Raw genomic sequence first — 24540 nt, 5'->3', positions numbered from 1 at the left:
TAACGAAAAAATCAAGTGAATTGCCTGACTCAAGGCGATCAAGGACACCACGGCAAGCACTTCTATTTGCGCTGCTTTGGTGTCTGTTTTTCAGGGGCAAAAACTTAAAATTAACCTAATCATAGCAATCGCTATCGGACTGTTCCTGGCACATTTGAGTCATTCGGCCCTAGCTAGGATTCCCTGTAGTATCAGGGAATGACGCAAGGTTTTTTGATGCATTCTTCCACCAGCGAAGCTTACCTCACTCGAAGCGACGTTTTTTGTCGCGTACCCGGAACAATCTTTGATTGTGTACTCGAAGTGGCGCTTTACGTCACGTACCCGGAGTATCGTTTGCGATACGTACTCAGGGAGTTTTAACTCCCGCTGTTGGCACACCAGAGACATTCGGCCCAGGCCAAGATTCCCTGTAGTATCAGGGAATGACGCAAGGTTTTTTGCTTTTCACTCGAAGCGACGTTTTCTGTCGCGGGTACAGAATTTCGGTTCCAGACAAATTCTGCATACCAACATCCATGTCGGTAACCCGGAACAATCTTTGATTGTGTGCTCGAAGTGGCGTTTTCCGTCACGTACCCGAAGTATCGTTTACGATACGTACTATGGGAGCTTAAGCTCCCGTTTATTGAAACTTTCCGCACTTTCTATCCGCACATTGCAGCTTTTCACCAGCCGCCATATTGCGCTTCAATAACAGCGGAAAGCCACATTCTTTGCAATCTTGCGCGACCGGTGGATGGTTTACCGCATATTTGCATTTCGGATAGGTATCGCAGGCATAAAAGGTTTTGCCAAAGCGACTGCTCTTTTCTCGTAAGTGCCCCTTCTTGCAACTTGGGCATTGCACATCAAGGGTTTCTTCCTGCTCCTGCTCAATATGATCGCAAGCCGGAAAATTACTGCAGCCAATAAACATACCATAACGCCCCTGCTTTACCGCCAGGGAGTCGCCGCATTTTGGACATTCGCTACCCGGAAGCAATTGTTCTTCAAACTTAGAAGTTTCTTTTACCGGGCGGGTGTAATCACACTTAGGATATTGGCTACAGCCCCAAAAGCTTCCGGCTTTTGAATGCTTGATTTGCAATGGCGCGTCACAAACCGGACAAGTTTCATTGGCCTTTTGTAGCGCATGCTCATGCAAAGAGAACAATGATTTATCGGATTTTGACATGCTAACGCACCCCAAAGATGAAATGAAGGCTCTATTATGACACAGAAAGTTTGCACACCAAACTTTACGTCCGTCGTTTATACCATGAGCAGCTTATCTTTATGGTCTTTTTGTTAGGAGTTTTTTTTGGCTAAATTATTCTATTGCTGATTGCACCCAGAAAAATTCAATGAACCTAGTGCAACGGACCTTCGCATTCGTCAAAAATGAGATCTTCCATTTGCGAATAAGCAGATTCTTTCCCCGGCACATTGAATAGCACCATCAATACAACCCACTTAAGATCGTCGATATTAAAGTCTTTAGTATCTAGCTCCAGAACCCTGTCGATTACCATTTCGCGGGTTGCGAAATCGAGCACATTAACGTTTTCAAGAAACATTAGAAAACCGCGACATTCGGTATCTAAAAACGTGGTTTCCTGAGGCGTATAAATACGAACCGATTGTTGTGGACGCTTGGTCAGAAAATTATAAGCGTCAGTATTTTGTAGATTGGCAAGTTTCTCTAACCATGAAAGGGCTTTGTAGATTTCATCTTGATGGAATCCAGCTCGGGTCAATTCATCGGTCAGGACATCATGATCGACCATTACCTCGGCTTCACTATGAATATAGTTCTCAAAAAGGTACATAAGAATATCGAACATAACTATCCCCTATTTTTGTTTTAGGAAGCCACCTGGTACCGCAACAACCAGCCCTCTTAGCTCCAGAATGGTAAGCCGGGTTAACACTTCTTCTACAGGAAGTTTACACCGGGAAGCAACCACATCTGCGGGCGTTGCTTCATAGTCCACACTAGCTAACAATGGATCGAGAAACAAGTCTTGTGATTCGATTTTTTTGATTTTTTTAGATTTTTTTTGAGCTTGTAAATTTGATGTAAATGTCGTCAGCACAGACGTTATATCTTCGTTACTTTCCGCTAAATGAGCGCCCGATTTTATTAACTGGTGACATCCCCTGGCATTGGGATTATTAATCGACCCCGGGACGGCAAAAACTTCGCGGTTTTGCTCCATCGCTAATCTGGCAGAAATCAGGCTACCACTTTTTAACGCCGCTTCAATCACCAAAGTCGCAAGACTCAAGCCGGTGATAATGCGATTGCGTTTTGGGAAGTGGCCTGCTCTTGGCGGCGTTCCAGGAACATATTCGGAAACGATAGCGCCATTGTTTTCAAGAATCTGTGTAGCTAACGGTCTATTACGCTTTGGATACACCTGTTCCAGACCTGTAGCGACGACAGCAATGGTATTACCGTGACAGCGCAGCGCTCCCTGATGGGCCGCACTATCAATACCAAGTGCCATTCCTGAGGTTATTGTAAAACCAGCTTCAATCAATCCTTGAGCGAACTCCTTAGCATGATCAACCGCAGAATAACTGGCCATTCGGGGACCGACGATAGCTACTTGCGGGGTTTTCAGCAAATCAGGATTTCCCTGTACGAATAACAACAACGGTGGATCTGGGATTTGTTGCAGCAATACGGGATAATCGCTGTCACTGTAAGCAACGCATGAAATACCTAGCTGTTCACATTGCTCTAATATATGTTCCGCCTGGTTTAACTGATTAACCGATAATCCTGAAGCCTGGCGATAAGACAAGCCAAGAGAAGATAACTCAGAGCTATCTAAAGTGAATAGTTGTTGTATGGAATACTTTTCCGTAAGCAACAATTTTTGTTGGGTAGTGATACCGGTTAACGTATGCAGCGCCAGCCAGTAAAGTGTGTCGTTTGGCATATTCTCATCCTGAGGTTCTGCCAAAATAAAAAAGGGCCCGTAGGCCCTTCTTTTAACTGCTTATGGGGCAGTAACCATATCGGTTAGTCTTACCGGTTTGGTGGTAGCTAATACTACGGCAAAACTGGTTTTTTCCTGAACTTTGAAAACCACAAGATGACCAATGTTTTCAATCGGCATCTGATATCTATCTTTCGAATCATCGCCTTTGGTTAGACGATACCAACGTGACGCATCTTCTTCGTAGATAGGACCATCTTCGGTATCAATCACTTCTGGGCTTTGGCGATCAATCGCATAAACCTCACCTTCCTGAATATTGGCATTCGCACCTTTGTTCAGAAGTACGATTTCAAACTTACCAAATTCGCGAACATTGTTGTGGTTGCTAATGAACTGGGCCTGAATATCATTACTCTGAGCATTACGCATTGCATAAAACGCAGGTAGCAACTGGTCTTCGTTCACTTCAAGAATAACATCGCCAGCACGAATTTCACGGCGGGAGTTCTCCAGCATTAACGACGCAGGAATACGATCGGCGAGACTACCATCACGCAAGCCGCGTGCGGTACCAGCAAGAATTGCATAATGGCCAAGTTGTTCTCCGGTCTCCGGATCTATTATTGGCCCACCCTTCTTGTAAATCGCATAACTTTTACCTGCCTGTAAATCTCCTTTGGCATACAAAATTGCACCTTCAACATGAGATTTATATTTTTCGTCAGCACCTAATACAACCGCGGCGTCATCTAAAATATCTTTAGTTAACACGTTGGAGTAGTTCAGCAGAGGCGCTAATTCTTCAAGAGGTAAGATGGTAATAGGATTCGCATCCTTGATTTGTTTACGAATTTGCGGTGACCATTTGTATTCAGGTTTACCACTGGATTCAGAATTATCTTTCACCAGAATTGGCTGACCGTGTTCGTCAAACGCTAATCGCAGCTCATCGCCCGGATAAATTAAGTGGGGGTTATTAATTTCCGGGTTCCAACGCCATAATTTTGGCCATAACCAAGGCTCTTCCAGATACATAGCTGAAATATCCCAAAGGGTATCCCCTTTTTTGACCACATAGGTTTTTGGCGCATCATCTTTAAGCGTAAGCTGATCAGCCAATACCAACGCGGAGGTCAGAATGCAGAAAGTGGTTATTAGTATTTTTTTTAGCATTTAGTTGGTTCCATTTTAAGCAAACGCAGCCGCAGACTTACAAAGTTCCCCTACAAGTTGCTGGCCACTTTACTATGCCAAGTTAAAGCCCGATTTCAGTGAGAAATAAAGGCATAATAAACATATCACTGTCGCGACAAAATAACTAGAGCCTGAAAGCGTCTGTTGAATCGAACCAGGATTTTCAACAATTCAATTATCAGTCCCGTAAACCGAGAAGGCGAATATCTTTTTAATTCGAAAACGGCTAGAATTAGCCCTATTAACCCTAAGTTAGATATGACCAACCTCTTTCATAACCATGACTATTTTAAACGTATTAAGATTTCCGGATGAACGATTAAGAACCGTTGCCGAGCCAGTAACCGAAGTAACTGACGAAACCCGTAAGATTATTGATGACATGTTCGAAACCATGTATGACGAAAATGGTGTTGGACTGGCGGCAACCCAGGTAAATATCCATCAGCGTATCGTGGTAATGGACGTTAGCGATGATCGCTCTGAGCCAATTGTACTGGTGAATCCTGAAATTATTGAACGCAATGACGACATTATGATCAATGAAGAAGGTTGCCTGTCAGTTCCAGGCTGTTATGCCAAGGTTGAGCGAAACACAGAAGTTACGGTTAAAGCGCTGGATAAGAATGGCGATGAATTTACACTTGATGCCTCTGAGTTGATGGCTATCTGTATCCAGCATGAGCTGGATCACTTGAAAGGTGTGTTGTTCGTCGATTACTTATCGCCACTGAAGCGACAACGGATCAAATCCAAACTTGAAAAAGAAGCTCGCCTGCAAAAGCGCGCTAGCTAACCTGAATCACTACAATATCGCTGGAACATACCTTGTCGACACCACTTAAAATAATTTTTGCCGGTACACCGGATTTTGCTGCCCGTCATTTACAAGCCTTAATCGACTCTGAACATGAGATAGTCGCAGTTTACTGCCCACCAGACAAACCCTCTGGTCGTGGTAAAAAGCTTACCCCTTGTGCAGTAAAACAGCTGGCGATGGATCACCAATTGACCATTGAACAACCCATAAACTTCAAAGATTTGGCCGACCAACAAACCTTGGCGGAATTTGATGCCGATTTGATGGTGGTGGTAGCCTATGGCTTGTTGCTACCTAAAGCCATCCTTGATACTCCAAGACTTGGCTGCATTAATGTTCACGGCTCGCTGCTACCTCGGTGGCGTGGCGCGGCCCCGATCCAACGGGCTGTTGAAGCTGGCGATGCGCAAACTGGGGTGACCATTATGCAAATGGACGAAGGCCTGGACACCGGCGATATGATCGCCAAAGCAAGTTGTGATATCAGTAACGACGAAACCAGTAGCAGTTTATATGACAAGCTTGCTTTATTGGGACCGAAAGCGCTGACAGATACCATTGCCAAAATGGCAGATGGTTCAGCTACCGCTACGCCGCAAAATGATGCCGAAGCTAATTACGCCCACAAACTCAACAAAGATGAGGCGATTATTGATTGGAACCTAAAAGCAAAAGTGCTCGAGCGAAAAATTCGTGCTTATCAGCCCTGGCCATTTGCGCAAATTCATTTCGAAGATGAAAAGCAACAATTACAGCGCATTAAAGTTTGGCAAGCTGACGTTATTGAAAGTAATTCCGATTTGGCGCCGGGTACCATTCTCCAGGCAGATAAAAACGGTATCACCGTTCAGTGCGCTGATGGCGCACTATCTCTTACGCAATTACAACTTCCGGGGAAAAAACCTTTAGCAGTCGCAGATATTCTTAATGGTCGGGCTGATTGGTTTGAGCCAGGCACACAGATTTGCGGAAATAAATAGTGATGAGCGCTACTGACGCAAACAAAGATACTGCTAACAATGGCAAGCCGAATAAGCCCAAGAACCTTCGTGCTCTTGCCGCGAAAGTGTTATTTCAGGTAGTCGATAAAGGCCGCTCGCTTGGTGATGAATTGCCAAACGCGCAGGACAAACTTGCCAACCCTAAAGACAAAGGGTTATTGCAGGAAATTTGTTATGGGGTTTTACGGTATCTTCCACAGTTAGAATATCAATCACGACAATTTATCAATAAGCCGCTAACCGGTAAGCAGCGGGTTTTTCATTTTTTAATTTTGGTAGGTATCTATCAACTACGACACACCCGCATTCCCGATCACGCCGCTATTAGTGAGACTGTTGCCGCTTGTGACACCTTAAAAAGCAGGCACATGAAGGGCCTGACTAATGGTGTGCTACGCAACGTACAGCGTGATGAAACCAGTGAAGAAGAGCCGCTAAAAGATGCAAACGATGCGGTTAAATATAATCATCCAGGATGGTTATTAAAGACCTTACAAGCCGCCTACCCTGACGACTGGCAATCCATCGTTGATGCCAATATGCAGCGGCCACCTATGTGGCTTAGAGTTAACCAAAGCAAAATTTCCGTAGACGATTATATTAAGCTACTAAACGCGGAAGAAATCGAAGTTTCCCATAGGGACAAACACTCGCAGGCGATTCGATTAGCAAATGCACGTGACGTTAACACCCTGCCCGGCTTTTCCGATGGTTTCGTTTCCATTCAGGATGGTGCCGCGCAGCATGCGGCCGTGTTTCTTCAAGGACAAGAGAATGAACATATTCTCGATGCCTGTGCAGCGCCTGGCGGCAAAACCTGCCATATTCTCGAATTAACCAATAACAACAGCAAGGTAACAGCTCTTGATGTTGAGCAGCATCGTTTGAATCGAGTTGCTGACAATCTGCAGCGACTCAAGTTATCTGCTGACATAGTTTGTGCTGACGCCAGTGACACCAATGCCTGGTGGGATGGGCAACAATTTGATCGCATATTACTCGATGCCCCCTGCTCCGGCACTGGCGTTATTCGCAAGCATCCGGATATAAAATGGTTACGTCGCAGCAGTGATATCGATAAATTGGTAGAGCTGCAACAGCAGATTCTACAAGCCGTCTGGTCTACGCTAAAACCGGGTGGTACCATGATTTATGCTACCTGTTCGATTTTACCGCAGGAAAATCGCCAGCAAGTTGAGAAGTTCGTCGCCAACACCGACGATGCCGAATGGCTTCAACTGGGTGCGGGGCATGGTAATGACTGGCAAATATTACCCGGTCAGGACTCGAAGGATGGTTTTTATTATGCCAGACTAGGCAAAAAAGCTAATTAAGCGTAAATTAAAAGAATAACAAGACGTTAAGTAAAGACGATGAAAATTATCATACTCGGTGCAGGTCAGGTCGGCGGTACATTAGCGGAGAATCTGGTTGGTGAACAAAATGATATCACCCTGGTAGATTTAGACTCCGATAAACTGCGGGAGTTACAGGATAAAATGGATTTGCAGGTGGTTACCGGACACGGTAGTCACCCGGATGTACTGGCAAAAGCCGGTGCAGAAGATGCGGATATGTTAATTGCTGTAACTAGTGATGATGCTACCAATATGCTGGCTTGCCAGATAGCATTCACCGTCTTCGATACACCAACCAAAATTGCCAGGATCCGCTCCGAGCAAATTCTTAAATACAAAAAGAAGCTGTTCCACAACCAGGACATTCCGGTTGATCACATTATTGCACCAGAGCAACTGGTGACCAAAGATATTGCCCGTCTGATTAACTACCCTGGCGCCTTGCAGGTGCGTGAATTTGCTGGCGGTAAGATTTCACTGGTTGGCATCAAAGCCTATTATGGCGGCCTGCTAGTAGGCCATGCCCTATCGACGATTCGCGATCACATTCCTAATATTGATACCCGGGTGGCAGCAATTTACCGTAACGGTAAGCCCATTCGACCTTTAGGTACAACCGTTATTGAAGCCGATGATGAAGTATTCTTCCTGGCGGCAACTAATCATATTCGCGCGGTAATGAGCGAGTTGCAAAAATTAGAATCCGCCTACAAGCGAATTATGATCGCCGGCGGAGGACATATCGGCACAGGTTTGGCTCGGATGCTGGAAGATAATCATCAGGTAAAAATTATTGAGCGCAATCCGAAACGCGCCGAATTAATTGCCAACGATCTCGATGAAACTTTGGTATTTGTCGGAGATTCCTCGGATACCGAGTTGCTATTAGAAGAGCATATCGATCAGATGGATGTGTTTATTGCTGTTACCAATGATGATGAAGCCAATATTATGTCGGCTTTGCTGGCGAAAAAATTAGGCGCCAGAAAAACTATCGTTTTGGTACAGCGCGGGGCGTACCATGATTTGATTCATGGTAGTGATCTGGATATCGCCGTTTCTCCGCAGCAAGCAACGATTTCGGCCCTTCTTACCCATGTTCGTAAAGGCGATATCGTTAATGTATACAGTTTGCGCCGTGGTGCGGCAGAAGCGATTGAAGCGGTTGCTCATGGTGATGAGCAATCATCAAAAGTGGTTGGCCGTGAGATCCAGGATATCAAATTACCACCTGGGACCACTATCGGTGCCATCGTTCGCGGCGATCAGGTATTAATAGCCCACTCCACAACCGTGATTCAATCGGACGATCACGTCATTCTGTTTCTTGTAGACAAGAAATATATTCACCAGGTAGAGAAGCTGTTCGCGGTTAGCGCAATATTCTTCTAACAAAACCCCGACAAGTTGCTGGCATAAATCATTATCGCCAGCAATATCATCAAGATTCTTTATTGAAATTAATCACGCCAGAATGAAGGCAGGAATAATACCAGTAAAGTAAAGATTTCCAGTCGTCCAAACAACATGGCGATAATCAATACCCACTTTGAAAAGTCATTGATACTGGAGAAGTTCGATGCCACCTCACCTAAACCAGGGCCTAAGTTATTTAAGCAGGCAGCGACCGCAGTAAACGCCGTAAATTCGTCAATGCCACTCGCTATCAGTAACAGCATGCAAATAATAAATATCGCCGCATAGGCACTGAAAAAACCCCAGATAGCATCAACGACACGGTCCGGTAGAGCTTTGCGACCAAGTTTAATATTGATAATGGCTTTAGGGTGAATCAAACGACTGAGCTCTCGGATACCCTGCAGGTATAACAGAATTACCCGCACAACTTTCATACCACCACCGGTACTACCAGCACAGCCACCGATAAAGCTGGCAAAAATAAGCATTAACGGCAATAGGGTTGGCCAGTCGGAAAAGTTTGTGGTAGCAAAACCTGCGGTAGTACTGATAGAAACCGCCTGGAATAATGCATCATCAAAGGCTTTTTCATAACTTTGGCTGTAACCCGATGCTATAAGAACGACAAAACAAGTCAGGGTTAGAATGACCTGAATCGAAATGAAAATCTTAAACTCAGGGTCAAAGATATAGGTTCGTATACTCTTACTCTGAATCGCCGCATAGTGCAGTGCAAAGTTAATACCGGCAACAATTAGGAAGAAGACACAGACTAGGTTAATCATCGGATTATTAAAATAACCGATACTGGCATCATGGGTGGAGAAGCCACCGATAGCAATGGTTGAGAATGAATGGGCAATGGCATCAAACGGACTCATTCCAGCAAGCCAATAAGCCAGGGCACATAAAATCGTTAAGCTCAGATAGATATACCACAAATGCTTAGCGGTATCAGCGATCCTGGGGGTCATTTTTGAATCTTTAACCGGCCCCGGAGTCTCCGCCCGATAAAGCTGCATGCCACCAACACCTAGCATAGGTAATACTGCGACCGCTAAAACAATGATCCCCATACCACCTAACCACTGTAGTTGTTGACGATAAAAGAGCACCGCATGGGGCAAGCCGTCAATATGGGTAAGAATCGTGGCACCGGTTGTTGTCAGGCCGGAGAATGCCTCAAAGAAAGCATCGGTCGTGGTTAACGATGGATTATCCAGCAGCATCAAAGGCACCGCTGAGAAGCTTGCCAATACGGTCCAGAACAGGACCACAATCAAGAAACCTTCACGAGCCCTTAACTCACCCTTTTCATTACGATTTGGGTACCAAAAGGCAAAGCCGGTCACCAAACAAAGGAAAAATGCCATCAAAAACGCGACACCGCCCCCATCCCGATAGATCAGGGAAACCAATGCAGGCGGCAACATGGTAACACTAAGAATGGTTACCAAAAGGCCAAGAATTCGGATGATGTTTAAATACTGCATGGCTTAATTGTTGTTGTTATCGGGCAAATACATAACTAGCTTTAAAATGATTGTATGCCTAACCCGTTGAAATAGAAAGAAGGAGAAGGAGAATTGTTATACCTTCATCAATATAGAATGACTATATCAATGAAATCTATGTTGTAACTAAACCTCTGCCCTAACTCTGAGTTGTGCACAAACTTAGTGTGATTGGTATTACCTATTCTTCGGCGAATTGGATCTGGCCACTGCTTAGTTCAATAACTTCACGTTTGAACGTTGGTGCTTTATCCATAGGAAGAGAAACCGTTAGCAATATAGACTCGGCAAATTCCTGGGAAACGATTCGGCCGGTATTGAGTTTCAAACAATGCTCAACGTCTTTTAGATGTTGATACGAGCACTCAAACTCAATGTCGATACTTGGAACAATTAATTGCGTGGTTAAATGCTGCAATGCTTCACGCACACTGCCACCATAGGCTCGCTGCAATCCACCAGTGCCAAGTTTAGTGCCACCGAAATAACGGGTAACCACGGCACAAATCTCGCCGACTTCCGTCCCTTGCAAAACCGCGAGCATCGGACGACCAGCGGTACCACTCGGTTCACCATCATCACTAAACCCGTAACTTTGGCTATTTTCAGGGCGATCATAAACAAAAGCCACACAATGATGAGAAGCGTCTGGGTATTTCTCCCGGACCGAGGCGATGAATTGTTTACACTCTTCGGCGCTCTGGCACCTGGCAAGCGCACAGATAAATTGGCTTTTTAGCACTTCGGTGGTGTGTTCAATGGAATCACTGGGAACCAGATAGGGTTTTGAATTCATTGGTGCCTGATGGTGTATTTAACAAAGTGATAAGTGATGGAATCTAGATTTCCATCACTTGTATCAACAGGTATTACGACAAATAGACAATAAGGTTTAAGCGAGATTTAAATCACGAGTCATATTTTCAATACCGTCATCATGGACAATGACGTTATCTTCGATTCGAATGCCACCAAACTTTTTCATCTCGTCAATTAAAGACCAGTTGATTGCTGAATTTACGTCACTTTTCGACAAGTTCGTTAAAAACTCATCAATAAAGTAAAGGCCAGGCTCAATAGTAAACACTTGCTTACTCTCGATTCCACGAGTGGTACGTAAGAAAGGATGCTGTTCAGGAGCAGCTACGGTGTTACCATTCTCGTCACTCATAAACCCACCCATATCATGAACCTGAAGACCAAGATGATGACCTAATCCATGGGGATAAAAGTAACGCGTAACGCCCTGTTCGAACACCTGATCTGCAGATAAACGAACAAAATCGAAATCGACGAGGAGCTGCGCCAACTGGCGATGGTTTTCAATATGCAGGTCAACATAGCTGGCACCGGGTTTTAATCTGGTCACTAAACGTTTTTGCATCTCATCCATCGCCGTAATCAACTCAGCAAACTTGTTTTGTGCAAACGCATAGGTGCGGGTGATATCCGCAGCATATCCGTGAAAGCTGGCTCCGGCATCAATCAAAAAAGAGTGATATTTCTGAGGCTTTTGTTTCTCTAATACCGTGTAGTGAAGAATTGCCGCGTTCTCATTTAAGGCGATGATATTGCCATAGGGCACATCGTTTTCACCGTGCCCTGTCGCATTCAAATACGCCAGTTGAATATCAAATTCAGAACCCTGCTCATAAAAACAGTTTTTCGCCGCAATGTGACCTGCTACCGCCAACTTATTGGCCTGGCGCATACATTCAAGTTCATAATCGGTTTTATAAGCTCGATGATAATGTAAGTAATCAAGCACAGGCTGCGCATTAAACTGGCTAAAGCCCAGCGCTTTCGCCAGCTCTTCATGGGCACCGATATAAACCGCACCGCTTAAATCAGCAGGCAATAAGGATTTTATCTCATCAGGTTTGCTGATCACTTTAATATCAAAATGGCTGTTCCAGAAGTCTTCTTTAAGTGGCGTTACTTTGTGCCAGAAATCCAGCGGCTGATAAAATACCAAGGTTGGTTTGTCTTCGCCGTTGGCAATTACCCAACAATTTGGTGTTTCGGTTATTGGCAGCCAATGCTTAAAGTGTGGATTACATTTAAACGGATAGTTCATGTCATCAAGGAAAATTCTGCCTGGTTGCCCAGAATGAATCACTAATGATGAAGCACCATGACGCTTTAACGCGGTCGCAGTACGTTTTTGCAGTTCAGCAATATGTTGCGGGTATAAACTGGCAAATGATGACATAGATGTTAATCCTTTCATGCTCTGGTGAAAACTCGTTTTGGGCGGTGATGTTAACATAGCTTATCGTCTGGGATAAACAACCGACCATAATATGACCCTCTATTTACTGTATGTTCTGGGTGATTAAATCGAGAAATGGATTGTTGGTTTTCTCCTGACGATGACGATAGATCTCAGTGTAAGCGAGAACACTTTTCACATAATCCCGGGTTTCCCGGTATGGAATTGATTCCACCCAGACATCGGCTGGCAAAGACTGATTATTCTCAAGCCAACGCACTACTTTTTCAGGTCCGGCATTGTAAGCGGCAGTAGCTAGCAAGACATTTTGGTCAAAACGTTCCATCAGGTAATTAAGATAGTTAAAACCAATATCGACATTGGTATCGACATCGAGTAATTGCCAACTACTAAATCCACTGGCAGATTTGCGTAAAAAGTTAGCCGTCATCGGCCTTACCTGCATCAAACCGAAAGCGCCTGCGCTTGATGCCGCATCACTCATAAACAGACTTTCCTTGCGGGCAATCGCATAAGCCCATGCTTCATCGACTTCATACTGCTCAGAAGCTTCGGTAAATACACTGGCAAACGGCATTGGAAAACGAATTTCGATGTCGTTTAAACTGCCTAGTTGCGACAACGAGTAAATACTGCGATCGTACCAGCCCTGCTCATAAGCGATTCGTGCGGCAATGAGCTTTTGCTCTTCATCTAAATCCCGCATCCAGTAATACCACTCCCGTCTCGCTAATATGTATTGATCGAGATGAAATAGCTCTAAGGCTCGCTGACCCGGCTCATCGGTAAGTAAATCTTCTTTGTCGCGATCATCAATAACTAAGGGTTGATGATTAATCTGACTGGAATTACCCAAACGGACTGCGGCTAGAAAACCGTAGTAACTGCGTTTTCTGGCAAGTTCACGATAGATGATTCGCGCCTCGCCTTTACGACCAAGCTCCTGCAAACTGCGGGCGCGCCAATATTGCCATTGATTTTTTGCCTGAATATCAGGTCTTAGAAGATTAATCTCATCAAGAATGCCTTCGTAGTTTTTACTTCGCAGCAGATAAGCAATGCGCCATTGCAACGCCCCATCATTGATATATTGACGGTCAAGGTTTGCATACCAGGTTGTCGCTTCTTCATGTTCAGAACGGGCCAATGCCGTCACTAATGGGCTTAATACTTTTTTACGCTGCTGTTCGGTTAATCGCTGCTGCTGATCCGCTTTATCAAAAATCGCCATAGTGGCAACTTCATCGTCCCAGACCATACGCGTTAATGCATAAACAATGACGTCCCCTTCCTGCTCATTGCGTTTGGTTAGCGCACTAAAGTCAGCAATGGTTTTTGGTTCGATTTTAGCCTTTCGAAATACTTCGAGCAGATAATCCTGTTCGTCCGTTAACTGGCGCTGTAAATATGCTGAAAGCTTAGGCTGGGAAGTACCTTCTGCCAGCAGTATTCGTCGCCACAGTAATTCATCGGTTCTAAAACCGGCCTGTTTCCAGGTTTTAAATAGTGGGTCACAGGCTTTCGGTTGTGAACGCCCCTTTAACCAAAGTTTTTCAACATTGGTTAACACTTGTTCAGGATCTACTCCCTGCTCTAATTGGAAACGATAAAACTGACAGGTAAGAGTGGCATCACTGGTTGGACGGAAATATTCAATGTATTTTTCCCCCGCCCCTTGCCTTGCCAAATACCCCAACCAGGCGCGACGCAATGTCCAGTCTAATGGTGAGTTTTGATATTCATCGAGAAAAGCAGCTACGTGCTTTTCGTTTTTTAATGACAGGTTTTTGGTAATTTGATTGCGAACAAAATAAGGTTGCAGCGGATAATCTTCGAGCTCCTTCAATGCTTTTTCATAGGCTTTAGAATCAAGCTTGAACTTTTTCTTTATCAATGTGGAATAAGTATCACGTTTTTCAAGCCACTCGGGATTAGTCGTAGATGTGGTTGCATAAACCAGAGAACTTGTCGCCGTTAACAGGGAAAAACTACATACTGAGATAAGGGGAAAATATTTTGATATAAACTTCATACTACAGACACGCAAAAATACTACTTATACCAATCACATTAAATTATTGCTCACTCAGTGAGAATTTAAAGGCGTTTAGACAAGGCTTTGATTGCAGAGAATGGTTACTCCATTGTCAAAGTCAGTAACGCAGGATAAACGCCTTTAAAACTCACCCATAGGGCCGTAAATGAACCTCTGCCCTAACTCTGAGTTGTGCACAAACTTAGTGTGATTGGTATTAACACAGGGTCAATGAAACTAACAAAGCAACTCTAGACTAGTTCAAATCTGGTTAACAAGGTAGCTTAATTTGTAAGAATAAAGTGTTAATCTGGATTTAAAACCGATTAACACGTGCATTCGTATAGATAGACATTAAAATACGCGAATAATTTCGTTTTTCTGTGAAAAAAGATGACTGAATCAGCTTTTAACTCGGCTTTTGATAAGGCCAATCATACCCTCGACGCTCTGGGGCTTCGGTGCCCGGAACCGGTGATGATGGTACGGATGAATATCCGCAAAATAGATACCGGCGAGACCCTGTTGGTCATCGCTGACGACCCTTCTACAACCAGAGATATACCAAGCTTTTGTGAGTTTATGGAACACGAGTTAGTTGCGAAGGAAGTGGAAGGTGCGCCCTACCGATATCTGATCCGAAAAAAGTAACCAAGTAAGTTAAAGCTCAAAGGTTTCGACCTAAGCGATGGCAACCAAGAAGATCTATCAGACATAAAAAAAGCACCTTGAAGGTGCTTTTTTTGTTCGTGGCTCAGTATTATTGGAGCAAAGAAATATCGGCGATATTAAAAAAGCTCTCGCGAATCTGGCTCAGTAACGTCAAACGATTGACTTTAATCGCTTCATCATCAGCCATAACCATTACATTATCAAAGAACGCATCAACAGGCTCGCGTAGGCTTGATAACAGCGCTAATGCTTGTTGGTAGTCTTTGTTTGCAAATAACGACTCTAGCTGGCCGTTCAGGGCGTTAAATTCTGATGCTAACGCCTGTTCCTGAGCTTCAGTTGCAAGTTCCGCTTTAAATGCTGGATACAATTCGCCATCGAATTTCGCCAGGATATTACCAACACGTTTGTTCGCCGCTGCTAGCGCTGCAGCTTCAGGTAATGCTTTAAAGTGGCTTACCGCTTTGATGCGCTGTTCAAAATCAAGAGGCGCTGTTGGTTTCTTAGCAAGTACCGCCTGAATAACATCAACACTGATGCCCTGCTCCTGATAATAAGCACGGAAACGGCCCATGATGAAATCAATCACATCAGCAGCGGTATTTTCATTTACCAGTTTATCGCCATAGGCGGCGATGCTGTCTGCAATTAACTCTTTAATATCCAGGGTTAATTGTTTTTCAATGATGATACGGATTAACCCGATAGCAGCACGACGTAAAGCAAACGGGTCTTTGTCACCTTTTGGTGGCTGGTTAATACCGAAGATACCTACTAAAGAATCGACTTTATCGGCGATTGCCACACAGCAGCCCGTTACCCCTTCCGGCAACGTATCACCAGAGAACTTAGGACGGTACTGATCTTCTAATGCCTGAGCGACCGCTTCAGCTTCACCATCATGACGCGCGTAGTATTTACCCATAGTGCCCTGCACTTCTGGGAATTCTAAAACCATTTCCGTCATCAAATCGGTCTTACTTAACAAACCAGCACGAAACGCTTCGTCGCCACTAATCTGATTGCCCTGTACTTTTTCAGCAACTGAACGGCTCAATGCAGCAATACGCTCAGACTTGTCTTTCAACGTACCTAGCTGCTTCTGGAACAGTACGCTGGCAAGACTTTCTAAACGAGACTCAAGGCTTACTTTCTTATCGGTTTTGAAGAAGAACTCAGCATCGGCCAGGCGCGGACGAATAACCTTCTCATTACCTTTTACAATCTCTTGAGGTTGCTTCGATTCGATATTAGTAACGAAAATAAACTTATTAATCAGGTTGCCGTCTTTGTCCTGAACCGGAAAATACTTCTGGTGATCCTTCATCGAATAAATCAAAGGTTCCGCCGGAACCTGCAAAAACTCTTCATCAAAGGTACCAACAAGGACTGTTGGCCATTCGTTGATTGCAGTGACTTCATCAAGCAGGTCATCATCAAGCAGCGCTTCTGCATTCATGTCCGCAGCAGCAGCAAGAATTTGCTTAGAGATATTGTCACGACGTACTTCAAAGTCAGCAATAACATACGCTGATTCTAATGCTGAAAGATAATTATCGGCACTATCTAAGGTCACTAAGCCCTGATGGTGGAAACGGTGCCCAAGTAATTGGTTTGATGATGCAACACCAAGCACTTCACCCGGGATGATTTCGCTACCATACATCATAGTGATGGTGTGCACTGGACGGATGAACTGGATACGGCTACTACCCCATCGCATAGGCTTAGGGATAGGAAGTTTACTCACCGCCTGATTGACCATCACAGGAATCAATTCCTGTACAGACTTACCAGGTTGGCTGGCGATGTGTAATAACCATTCGCCTTTATCCGTAGTAAGACGCTCAGCCTGGTCTACGGTAATACCATTGGAACGTGCCCAACCTTGAGCAGCTTTAGTCGCATTGCCATCGGCATCAAAGGCAACATTTACCGCAGGACCACGCTTTTCTACGGTTTTATCCGCTTGCTTGTCAATAAGACCTGAAACCTGCAACGCTAAACGACGAGGAGAGGCAAACCATTTAGCATCATCAAAAGATAACTCAGCGGCATTTAGCTGATCCGTTACCTGTTGATAGAAAGCTGTAGCTAATTTTTTAAGTGACTTTGGTGGTAACTCTTCGGTTCCCAATTCAATCAGGAGAGTATTAGTAGACATCATATTTCTCCTCTGCTGCTTGCGCGTTTTTACATAATGGGAAACCTAGCTCTTCACGAGCCGCGTAGTACGCTTCTGCACAAGCTTTCGCTAATGTACGCACTCGTAGGATATAACGCTGACGTTCGGTCACAGAAATGGCGTGACGGGCATCTAACAGATTGAATGCATGGCTAGCTTTCATCACCTGCTCATAAGCGGGAAGTGGAAGACCTAATTCGATCAGTTTGGCACTTTCACGTTCGCAAACATCGAACTGATTAAATAGCGCATCGACATCAGCATGCTCGAAGTTGTAAGCAGACTGCTCTACTTCGTTCTGATGAAAGACATCACGATAATAAATTTTACCCATAGGACCATCGGTCCATACCAGGTCATAGATACTATCAACGTTCTGAATGTACATAGCTAAGCGCTCAAGACCATAAGTGATCTCTCCGGTTACCGGTGCACATTCTAAACCACCTACCTGCTGGAAATAGGTAAATTGGGTGATCTCCATACCATTTAACCAAACTTCCCAACCAAGTCCCCAGGCACCAAGTGTTGGTGATTCCCAGTTATCTTCAACGAAGCGGATATCATGCACTAATAAGTCCAGGCCTAGCTCCTGCAAAGAACCAAGATATAGATCCTGAATGTTCTTCGGAGATGGTTTTAGAACTACCTGGAACTGATAATAATGCTGTAGGCGATTCGGGTTTTCACCATAACGACCATCGGTCGGACGACGACAAGGTTGCACATAAGCACTGCTCATTGGCTCAGGACCAATAGAGCGTAAAAATGTCATGGGGTGAAATGTCCCTGCTCCAACTTCCAAATCCAGCGGTTGTACGATTACACAACCTTGTTTAGACCAATATTCCTGAAGCTTCAGAATTAGTCCCTGGAAAGTTTTGATATCAAATGTGCTTGTGCTCATGTATCCAGAAAACCTATATAGAACGTTTAGTATTTGAAAATGGCGGTAATTATAACGGTAAGCCCTACTTTAGCCTAGGGGCAGTCGCCCTTTTCTAGACAATTTTTGTTCAATATTTTTGGAAGTTAGGACTATATACAAAAAAAGCCCGGAAAACCGGGCTTTTTGAAAGAGGCAGTCTGGAAGTATCTACACGTCCAGGTTTGCTACATTAAGAGCGTTGTCTTCGATGAAGTTACGACGTGGTTCAACATGATCACCCATCAAGGTGGTAAACAACTGATCAGCAGCAATTGCATCTTCAATGGTAACCTGAAGCATACGACGAGTTTCCGGATCCATCGTCGTTTCCCAAAGTTGCTCTGGGTTCATCTCACCCAAACCTTTATAACGTTGGATATATTGACCACGCTCAGATTCTTTCATCAACCAGGCACGGGCTTCAACAAATGAACTCACCGGATGAACTTTCTCACCACGCTTCACATAAGCACCCTCTTCCATTAAGCCGTTAATCGCTTTGTTTAGCTCCATAATGGCTTTAAATTCTGAAGAGTGGATGACGTCATAACCTAGGTTATAAACGCTATCAATACCGTGCATACGAACCGTAATTGCCGGGTAGTAGATATTGCGCTCGTTATCTTTAACAACTTCAGCGCTGTACAAAGAGCCCTTATCACCATTTTCTTCTAACAACTCGATTAGGCTTTCGGTCCAACTTTCAGCTTTGCTTTGCTCGGCAAAATCACCCTGTTCAGCAATTGGTGCATACACTAATTGCTGAAGGATGCTCTCAGGGATCTGGCGAGATACGCGGCTAATAATCGCCTGGGTATCGCGGTACTGATTAAATAGTTGCTCTAACGCCACACCAGATAAGCCAGGCGCATTTTCATTCACGTGGATAGAAGAGTTTTCTAGGGCCAAGGTAGTGAAGTATGCTTCTTTTTGCTCATCATCTTTAAGATAACGTTCCTGCTTACCTTTTTTCACTTTATAAAGTGGTGGCTGGGCAATGTAGATGTAACCACGCTCAATCACTTCTGGCATTTGACGATAGAAGAAGGTCAACAGCAAGGTACGAATGTGCGAGCCATCGACATCAGCATCGGTCATGATTACGATTGAGTGGTAGCGCATCTTATCAGGATCGTATTCATCACGGCCAATACCACAACCTAGTGCCGTGATTAATGTGCCAACTTCCTGAGAAGAAATCATCTTATCAAAACGTGCTTTTTCTACGTTAAGAATTTTACCTTTAAGTGGCAAAATTGCCTGGTTCTTACGATTACGCCCCTGCTTGGCTGAACCACCCGCAGAGTCACCCTCCACAATATATAGTTCGGAAAGTGCTGGGTCTTTCTCCTGACAGTCCGCCAGCTTACCCGGCAAACCGGCGATATCTAATGCACCTTTACGGCGAGTCATTTCACGGGCTTTACGAGCAGCTTCACGAGCACGCGCTGCATCAATAATCTTCATAATAATGGTTTTTGCCGTCGCAGGGTTTTCAAGAAGGTATTCACCTAGCTTCTCACCCATGGCTTGTTCTACTGCAGTTTTTACTTCAGAAGAAACTAGCTTATCTTTGGTCTGTGAAGAGAATTTCGGATCAGGTACTTTTACTGAGATAACGGCAGTCAGACCTTCACGGGCGTCATCACCGCTGGCATTGGTTTCACCACCACCTTTAGCTTTCTTGTTCAAGCCTTCTTTGGTCATGTAGGTATTCAGAGTACGGGTAAGAGCCGTTCTGAAACCACTTAAGTGCGTACCACCGTCACGTTGTGGAATGTTATTGGTGAAACAGTAGATGTTTTCCTGGAAACCATCGTTCCACTGCATCGCCACTTCCACCACAATGCCGTCTTCGCGTGCTAAATCAAAATAGAAAACTTCTTCATTAACAGGTGTTTTGTTAGTGTTCAAGTAATCAACAAACGCCTGAATACCACCTTCATAATGGAAGTGGTCTTCTTTACCATCACGCTCATCAACTAAGCGAATAGAGACACCTGAGTTCAGGAAGGATAATTCACGAATACGTTTGGCAAGAATGTCATAATGAAAGACGGTATCGCTAAAGGTTTCTGCGCTTGGCCAGAAACGAACCTGGGTACCCGTTTTCTCAGTTTCACCAATAACCTTTAGCGGCTTATCAGGAACACCCATTGAGTAAGATTGCTCATGCACCTGACCCGCACGGCGGATGGTTAGCTCAAGCTTGGAACTCAATGCATTAACAACAGAAATACCAACACCGTGAAGACCACCGGAAACTTTATAACCAGAATCTTCACCACCGAATTTACCACCGGCGTGAAGTACGGTCATGATGACTTCCGCTGCAGACACCCCCTCTTCCGGGTGAATATCCGTAGGAATACCACGACCATCATCTTTAACGGAAACCGAGTTGTCACCGTGAATGGTTACAACAATATCACTACAATGTCCGGCCAATGCCTCATCGATAGAGTTATCTAAAACCTCAAATACCATGTGGTGCAAACCGGTACCATCGTCGGTATCACCGATATACATCCCTGGTCTTTTACGTACCGCATCGAGACCTTTTAAGACCTTAATACTGGACGAATCATAACTTTGTTCTGTCATTCTAATTGCCTATGTTATTGCCAGGGCAAATGCTCTGGAACTTCGTAGTGTTCGAATTTTAATTACCGAGCAAGCGGTTTTTAAACTTCGCTTATTATGCCATGTTTCACGTGAAACATTTTATATTTATTGTGTTTGGGAAATATGGGTTCCAAAGCACTTTTTTCAATAGCCGTGATAAACACCTGGCATTGTAATTCTTCGATAGCTGCGGCTAAACGTTGCCGCGAGCCTATATCTAATTCAGCACCTATGTCGTCGATTAAAATAATCGGTCTAACCTGTTGCTGGTTAAAAATCAGTGTTGCCTGAGCAACCGTTAACGCCATCAGGAACATTTTTTGTTGCCCTCGGGACAACACCTGTTCTATCGACATTCTTTGATAATGAAACTTCACATCAAACTTTTGTGCGCCATAGCTGCTGTAACCGTATTGGCGTTCTTTATCTTCAGCATCTACCAGCAAATCCGCTAGCTGATATTTATCACTCCAGCCTTTGCTGTAATGAAGAGCTATGCCTTCGGATAATTCAGGAAGCAATATTTTCAGCCAAATCTGTAACTCATTATTGAGTTGTTCGATGTAGCTTTGCCTCATTTGCGCAAGCGTTTCTGACTGTTCTACAAAAAGCTGGGTCCAGTAATCGTATTGCTGCCCTCTTACGCCATTTTTTAAACAGGCATTGCGCTGTAACAACACTCTTCGAAATTCACGCCACAGTTCTACAAACATATGTTCCACGTGAAACATTCCAAGATCGACGAAGCGTCTTCGCTCCTTCGGGCCACCAAAAAACAGTTTAAACGTTTCCGGCGTGATAATTTGTACGGCAATGTGTTTTGCCAGTTCCGACAACCTGTGCTCGGGTGCACCATTTACTTTAATGGTACATTTGCCATCGCGATAACGGCTTACCCCTAATTGTGAGTCCCGGTCATCTTTTATGGATACGGTAAAATTATCCGCATCGCTATTTACTAAATTTTCTAGTTTCGTAGTACGAAACGATTTGCCATGCCCCAGAAAGAAGATGCTTTCTAACAGGCTACTTTTGCCGCTGCCATTGTCACCCAGGACAAAATTTAGGGCAGGTTCAAATTCACTGTTCTGAATACTTAAATTGCGAAAATTCTCGACATAAAGTTTCTTGATACTCATTACAGGCGCATTGGCATAATCACATAAAGTGCTTCGCCGGACTCTTGTCCTTCGATGACTACACTTGAGTTAGCGTCAGAAAGAGTAAACTTAATCCCCTCTTCCTTAACCGCATTTAATACGTCAAGGATGTAGCTTACGTTAAAACCGATTTCTAATTCTTCGTATGGAAAATCAATTTCCAGGTATTCTTCCGCTTGTTCCTGCTCTGGGTTGTTCGCCGTGATCTTTAATTCGTTACTACCAAAATTAAGACGAACGCCTTTGAATTTTTCATTGGAGAGAATCGATGCACGCGACAACACTTGCTTTAGCTCATCACGCTGCGCCAATAATACTTTATCGCCATTACGCGGCAGTACACGACGGTAATCCGGGAAGCGACCATCGACTAACTTCGAGGTGAATGAAAACTCAGTATCAACAATACGGATATGATTTGAACCAAGATAGATTTTTACTGGCTCATCGACGGGGTCGAGCAAGCGAATTATCTCTAAAATACCTTTTCTAGGCACGATAACCTGTCGAGTTGGTAACTGTAAGTTGTCATCGGCGATTTTACAGATCGCCAGGCGATGACCATCGGTGGCAACAGAACGGATCTCATTGCCTTCGGTTTCGATAGACATACCGTTTAGGTAATAGCGAACGTCCTGGTTAGCCATTGAAAAGTGCGTACTTTCAATCAAACGCAATAATTGTGATTTGTTGATATCAAATTCAATGTCGCCCTGCCATTGTTCAATGTTTGGGAAATCATTGGCAGGAAGTGTGGCTAGAGAGTATTTACTGCGTCCGCAGTGAATGATGATATTGTCACCCTCAAGCTCGAAAGTAATGGTTGATTGATCAGGGAGGCTCTTACAAATATCGAGTAGTTTTTTAGCCGGAATGGTTACTTTACCATCACCGCCTTGGTTATCTATTTGCGTTTGCGCAACCATTTCAAGTTCTAAGTCCGTAGCGATCAAGGTAAGTAATTGCCCACTTACATCCAAAAGTATATTGCTTAAGATAGGTAATGTGCTTTTTCGTTCGACAGCACCCGAAACCAATAAAAGTGGCTTAAGCAATACATCTCGATTTAATGAAAACTTCATTCTGATCTCCCTGCTACGATGATAGCGTTCTTATTAAATTTGAATAGTCTTCTTTTATATCATGACTTTCTTCACGAAGGGCCTTCACTTTTCTACACGCATGCAGAACCGTCGTGTGATCCCTTCCACCAAAAGCGTCACCAATTTCCGGTAAGCTATGGCTAGTTAATTCTTTCGCCAATGCCATGGCTATCTGCCGTGGTCTAGCGACAGAACGATTGCGACGTTTCGATAAGATGTCTGCCACCTTAATTTTGTAGTACTCAGCAACCGTTCTTTGGATATTGTCTATGGTAACGAGTTTATCCTGTAATGCCAGCAAATCTCGCAGCGCTTCACGAACAAAGTCGATGGTAATTGGGCGACCAGTAAAATTAGCATTTGCAATAACCCGGTTTAATGCGCCTTCGAGCTCACGGACGTTAGAACGAAGACGCTTAGCGATGAAAAAAGCAACCTCATCGGCAAGGTTAATCTGACTTTCCTGAGCCTTGCGTTTTAATATCGCCACCCGGGTCTCTAACTCTGGTGGCTCAATTGCAAGGGTTAAGCCCCAACCAAATCGGGATTTTAGTCTGTCTTCGACGCCGGTAATTTCTTTGGGATAACGGTCACTGGTAAGAATGATTTGTTGATTACCCTCTAATAGGGCATTAAAGGTGTGGAAAAACTCTTCCTGAGTTCGTTCTTTATTGGCAAAAAACTGAATATCATCGATAAGCAAAGCATCAACACTTCGGTAATACTGCTTAAACTTTTCAATCTCATTATTCTGCAGAGCTTTTACCATATCCTGCACAAATCGCTCTGAGTGCATATACGCAATCTTGGCATTCGGCTTATTCCTCAATATACCATTTCCAACAGCATGCAATAAGTGTGTCTTTCCTAACCCTGTGCCACCGTAAATAAATAGTGGGTTATAAGCCTGTCCTGGGTTATCTGCTACCTGAGATGCGGCGGCACGCGCAAGTTGGTTTGATTTACCTTCAACGAAGTTATCGAAGGTATATTTATCGCGGACATTGGTGGATTTGGGAATATTGGGTACAACAGCGCCTGAAGAGCTTGCAACACCAGCGGATAGCCCTGCCGGCGCAGGCACTGGATTCTGATTAACCACAGGCTTCGCTGCAGCAGGTTTACTACCTACATCGAAACGCACTTCTGGCGGATTAGGGTTTTGTAAAGCTACTAATTGGGTTATCCGGCCAAGATATTTTTCTCTAACCCAATCTAAAACAAATCGATTTGGTGCGTAGAGCGTCATCACGTTGCCTGCAACTTCACACTGCAGTGGACGGATCCACATACTAAATTGTTGAGCTGGTAATTCTTCTTCGAGAATTGATAAACAGCTTTGCCAGAGGGAATCTTCCAC

General features: G+C 44.2%; 19 protein-coding genes. 5 read left to right on the top strand and 14 right to left on the bottom strand.

All coding sequences use genetic code 11. The annotated features are described in order from the left end of the window. Positions 1–625: 625 nt before the first annotated feature. The 4 genes from FNC98_RS00095 to FNC98_RS00080 all read right to left on the bottom strand — a co-directional run bounded on the left by FNC98_RS00095 (position 626) and on the right by FNC98_RS00080 (position 4106). Positions 626–1177 carry a topoisomerase DNA-binding C4 zinc finger domain-containing protein gene (locus FNC98_RS00095; RefSeq protein WP_143579355.1) on the bottom strand — a complete coding sequence of 184 codons (552 nt, stop codon included), beginning with the start codon at positions 1175–1177 and terminating at the stop codon, positions 626–628. Positions 1178–1352: 175 nt separating this feature from the next. After that, a complete protein-coding gene (locus FNC98_RS00090) occupies positions 1353–1826 on the bottom strand; it encodes a DUF494 family protein (RefSeq protein WP_143579354.1) in 474 nt (157 codons plus the stop codon). A gap of 9 nt (positions 1827–1835) precedes the next feature. Continuing rightward, on the bottom strand, positions 1836–2930 hold the full coding sequence (gene dprA, locus FNC98_RS00085; protein ID WP_143579353.1) for a DNA-processing protein DprA: 1095 nt from the start codon (positions 2928–2930) through the stop codon (positions 1836–1838). 60 nt (positions 2931–2990) lie between these two features. Then, entirely contained in the window at positions 2991–4106 is a 1116-nt protein-coding gene (locus tag FNC98_RS00080; protein ID WP_143579352.1) for a LysM peptidoglycan-binding domain-containing protein, read from the bottom strand. Between the two features lie 301 nt (positions 4107–4407). On the opposite strand from FNC98_RS00080, the gene def reads away from it, so the two are divergent. Genes def through trkA form a run of 4 tightly spaced genes read left to right on the top strand, consistent with a single transcriptional unit; the run spans position 4408 to position 8698 of the window. Continuing rightward, positions 4408–4923, top strand: coding sequence for a peptide deformylase (gene def, locus FNC98_RS00075; protein WP_143579351.1), 516 nt, complete (start codon positions 4408–4410; stop codon positions 4921–4923). 32 nt (positions 4924–4955) lie between these two features. Next, positions 4956–5927 (top strand): methionyl-tRNA formyltransferase, encoded by a 972-nt coding sequence (gene fmt / locus FNC98_RS00070; protein ID WP_143579350.1) that lies wholly within the window; start codon positions 4956–4958, stop codon positions 5925–5927. A gap of 2 nt (positions 5928–5929) precedes the next feature. Next, positions 5930–7282, top strand: a complete 1353-nt coding sequence (rsmB, locus tag FNC98_RS00065) for a 16S rRNA (cytosine(967)-C(5))-methyltransferase RsmB (RefSeq protein ID WP_143579349.1) — start codon at positions 5930–5932, stop codon at positions 7280–7282. 39 nt (positions 7283–7321) lie between these two features. Continuing rightward, entirely contained in the window at positions 7322–8698 is a 1377-nt protein-coding gene (trkA, locus tag FNC98_RS00060; RefSeq protein WP_143579348.1) for a Trk system potassium transporter TrkA, read from the top strand. A 68-nt stretch (positions 8699–8766) separates the two neighbouring features. Here the strand turns inward: trkA and FNC98_RS00055 are convergent, their stop codons facing one another. The 4 genes from FNC98_RS00055 to FNC98_RS00040 form a co-directional block, all read right to left on the bottom strand. Beyond that, positions 8767–10218 (bottom strand): TrkH family potassium uptake protein, encoded by a 1452-nt coding sequence (locus tag FNC98_RS00055; protein WP_143579347.1) that lies wholly within the window; start codon positions 10216–10218, stop codon positions 8767–8769. Positions 10219–10420: 202 nt separating this feature from the next. Beyond that, on the bottom strand, positions 10421–11035 hold the full coding sequence (locus FNC98_RS00050) for a YigZ family protein (protein ID WP_143579346.1): 615 nt from the start codon (positions 11033–11035) through the stop codon (positions 10421–10423). A gap of 96 nt (positions 11036–11131) precedes the next feature. Next, positions 11132–12451 (bottom strand): Xaa-Pro dipeptidase, encoded by a 1320-nt coding sequence (gene pepQ / locus FNC98_RS00045; RefSeq protein ID WP_143579345.1) that lies wholly within the window; start codon positions 12449–12451, stop codon positions 11132–11134. Between the two features lie 103 nt (positions 12452–12554). Further along, positions 12555–14504 (bottom strand): transglycosylase SLT domain-containing protein, encoded by a 1950-nt coding sequence (locus tag FNC98_RS00040; protein ID WP_143579344.1) that lies wholly within the window; start codon positions 14502–14504, stop codon positions 12555–12557. Positions 14505–14900: 396 nt separating this feature from the next. Here FNC98_RS00040 and tusA point away from each other — a divergent pair, with 396 nt between their 5' ends. Continuing rightward, on the top strand, positions 14901–15158 hold the full coding sequence (gene tusA, locus FNC98_RS00035) for a sulfurtransferase TusA (protein WP_143579343.1): 258 nt from the start codon (positions 14901–14903) through the stop codon (positions 15156–15158). Between the two features lie 109 nt (positions 15159–15267). On the opposite strand, the gene glyS is transcribed toward tusA, so the two are convergent. The 6 genes from glyS to dnaA all read right to left on the bottom strand — a co-directional run bounded on the left by glyS (position 15268) and on the right by dnaA (position 24540). Next, entirely contained in the window at positions 15268–17343 is a 2076-nt protein-coding gene (gene glyS, locus FNC98_RS00030) for a glycine--tRNA ligase subunit beta (protein WP_144035392.1), read from the bottom strand. Then, on the bottom strand, positions 17333–18271 hold the full coding sequence (gene glyQ / locus FNC98_RS00025; protein ID WP_143579342.1) for a glycine--tRNA ligase subunit alpha: 939 nt from the start codon (positions 18269–18271) through the stop codon (positions 17333–17335). The genes glyS and glyQ overlap by 11 nt, the downstream gene beginning before the upstream one ends. A 189-nt stretch (positions 18272–18460) precedes the next feature. Beyond that, complete coding sequence (gene gyrB / locus FNC98_RS00020) at positions 18461–20896, bottom strand: DNA topoisomerase (ATP-hydrolyzing) subunit B (RefSeq protein ID WP_143579341.1); 2436 nt, start codon at positions 20894–20896, stop codon at positions 18461–18463. A gap of 80 nt (positions 20897–20976) precedes the next feature. Continuing rightward, positions 20977–22056, bottom strand: a complete 1080-nt coding sequence (recF, locus tag FNC98_RS00015; RefSeq protein WP_143579340.1) for a DNA replication/repair protein RecF — start codon at positions 22054–22056, stop codon at positions 20977–20979. Further along, complete coding sequence (gene dnaN / locus FNC98_RS00010) at positions 22056–23159, bottom strand: DNA polymerase III subunit beta (RefSeq protein ID WP_143579339.1); 1104 nt, start codon at positions 23157–23159, stop codon at positions 22056–22058. Before dnaN ends, recF begins: the two co-directional genes overlap by 1 nt. Before the next feature lie 13 nt (positions 23160–23172). Further along, complete coding sequence (dnaA, locus tag FNC98_RS00005) at positions 23173–24540, bottom strand: chromosomal replication initiator protein DnaA (protein ID WP_143579338.1); 1368 nt, start codon at positions 24538–24540, stop codon at positions 23173–23175.

The sequence above is a fragment of the Thalassotalea sp. PS06 genome (genome assembly GCF_007197775.1).
Taxonomy (GTDB): domain Bacteria; phylum Pseudomonadota; class Gammaproteobacteria; order Enterobacterales; family Alteromonadaceae; genus Thalassotalea_A.
This window is presented reverse-complemented; position numbering and strand designations above follow the sequence as displayed.

What these genes read in the sequence shown, in the direction of transcription:
- FNC98_RS00095 (WP_143579355.1), bottom strand. Translation starts at nt 1,177, where the DNA reads ATGTCAAAATCCGATAAATCATTGTTCTCTTTGCATGAGCATGCGCTA.
- FNC98_RS00090 (WP_143579354.1), bottom strand. Translation starts at nt 1,826, where the DNA reads ATGTTCGATATTCTTATGTACCTTTTTGAGAACTATATTCATAGTGAA.
- dprA (WP_143579353.1), bottom strand. Translation starts at nt 2,930, where the DNA reads ATGCCAAACGACACACTTTACTGGCTGGCGCTGCATACGTTAACCGGT.
- FNC98_RS00080 (WP_143579352.1), bottom strand. Translation starts at nt 4,106, where the DNA reads ATGCTAAAAAAAATACTAATAACCACTTTCTGCATTCTGACCTCCGCG.
- def (WP_143579351.1), top strand. Translation starts at nt 4,408, where the DNA reads ATGACTATTTTAAACGTATTAAGATTTCCGGATGAACGATTAAGAACC.
- rsmB (WP_143579349.1), top strand. Translation starts at nt 5,930, where the DNA reads ATGAGCGCTACTGACGCAAACAAAGATACTGCTAACAATGGCAAGCCG.
- trkA (WP_143579348.1), top strand. Translation starts at nt 7,322, where the DNA reads ATGAAAATTATCATACTCGGTGCAGGTCAGGTCGGCGGTACATTAGCG.
- FNC98_RS00055 (WP_143579347.1), bottom strand. Translation starts at nt 10,218, where the DNA reads ATGCAGTATTTAAACATCATCCGAATTCTTGGCCTTTTGGTAACCATT.
- FNC98_RS00050 (WP_143579346.1), bottom strand. Translation starts at nt 11,035, where the DNA reads ATGAATTCAAAACCCTATCTGGTTCCCAGTGATTCCATTGAACACACC.
- pepQ (WP_143579345.1), bottom strand. Translation starts at nt 12,451, where the DNA reads ATGTCATCATTTGCCAGTTTATACCCGCAACATATTGCTGAACTGCAA.
- FNC98_RS00040 (WP_143579344.1), bottom strand. Translation starts at nt 14,504, where the DNA reads ATGAAGTTTATATCAAAATATTTTCCCCTTATCTCAGTATGTAGTTTT.
- tusA (WP_143579343.1), top strand. Translation starts at nt 14,901, where the DNA reads ATGACTGAATCAGCTTTTAACTCGGCTTTTGATAAGGCCAATCATACC.
- glyS (WP_144035392.1), bottom strand. Translation starts at nt 17,343, where the DNA reads ATGTCTACTAATACTCTCCTGATTGAATTGGGAACCGAAGAGTTACCA.
- glyQ (WP_143579342.1), bottom strand. Translation starts at nt 18,271, where the DNA reads ATGAGCACAAGCACATTTGATATCAAAACTTTCCAGGGACTAATTCTG.
- gyrB (WP_143579341.1), bottom strand. Translation starts at nt 20,896, where the DNA reads ATGACAGAACAAAGTTATGATTCGTCCAGTATTAAGGTCTTAAAAGGT.
- recF (WP_143579340.1), bottom strand. Translation starts at nt 22,056, where the DNA reads ATGAGTATCAAGAAACTTTATGTCGAGAATTTTCGCAATTTAAGTATT.
- dnaN (WP_143579339.1), bottom strand. Translation starts at nt 23,159, where the DNA reads ATGAAGTTTTCATTAAATCGAGATGTATTGCTTAAGCCACTTTTATTG.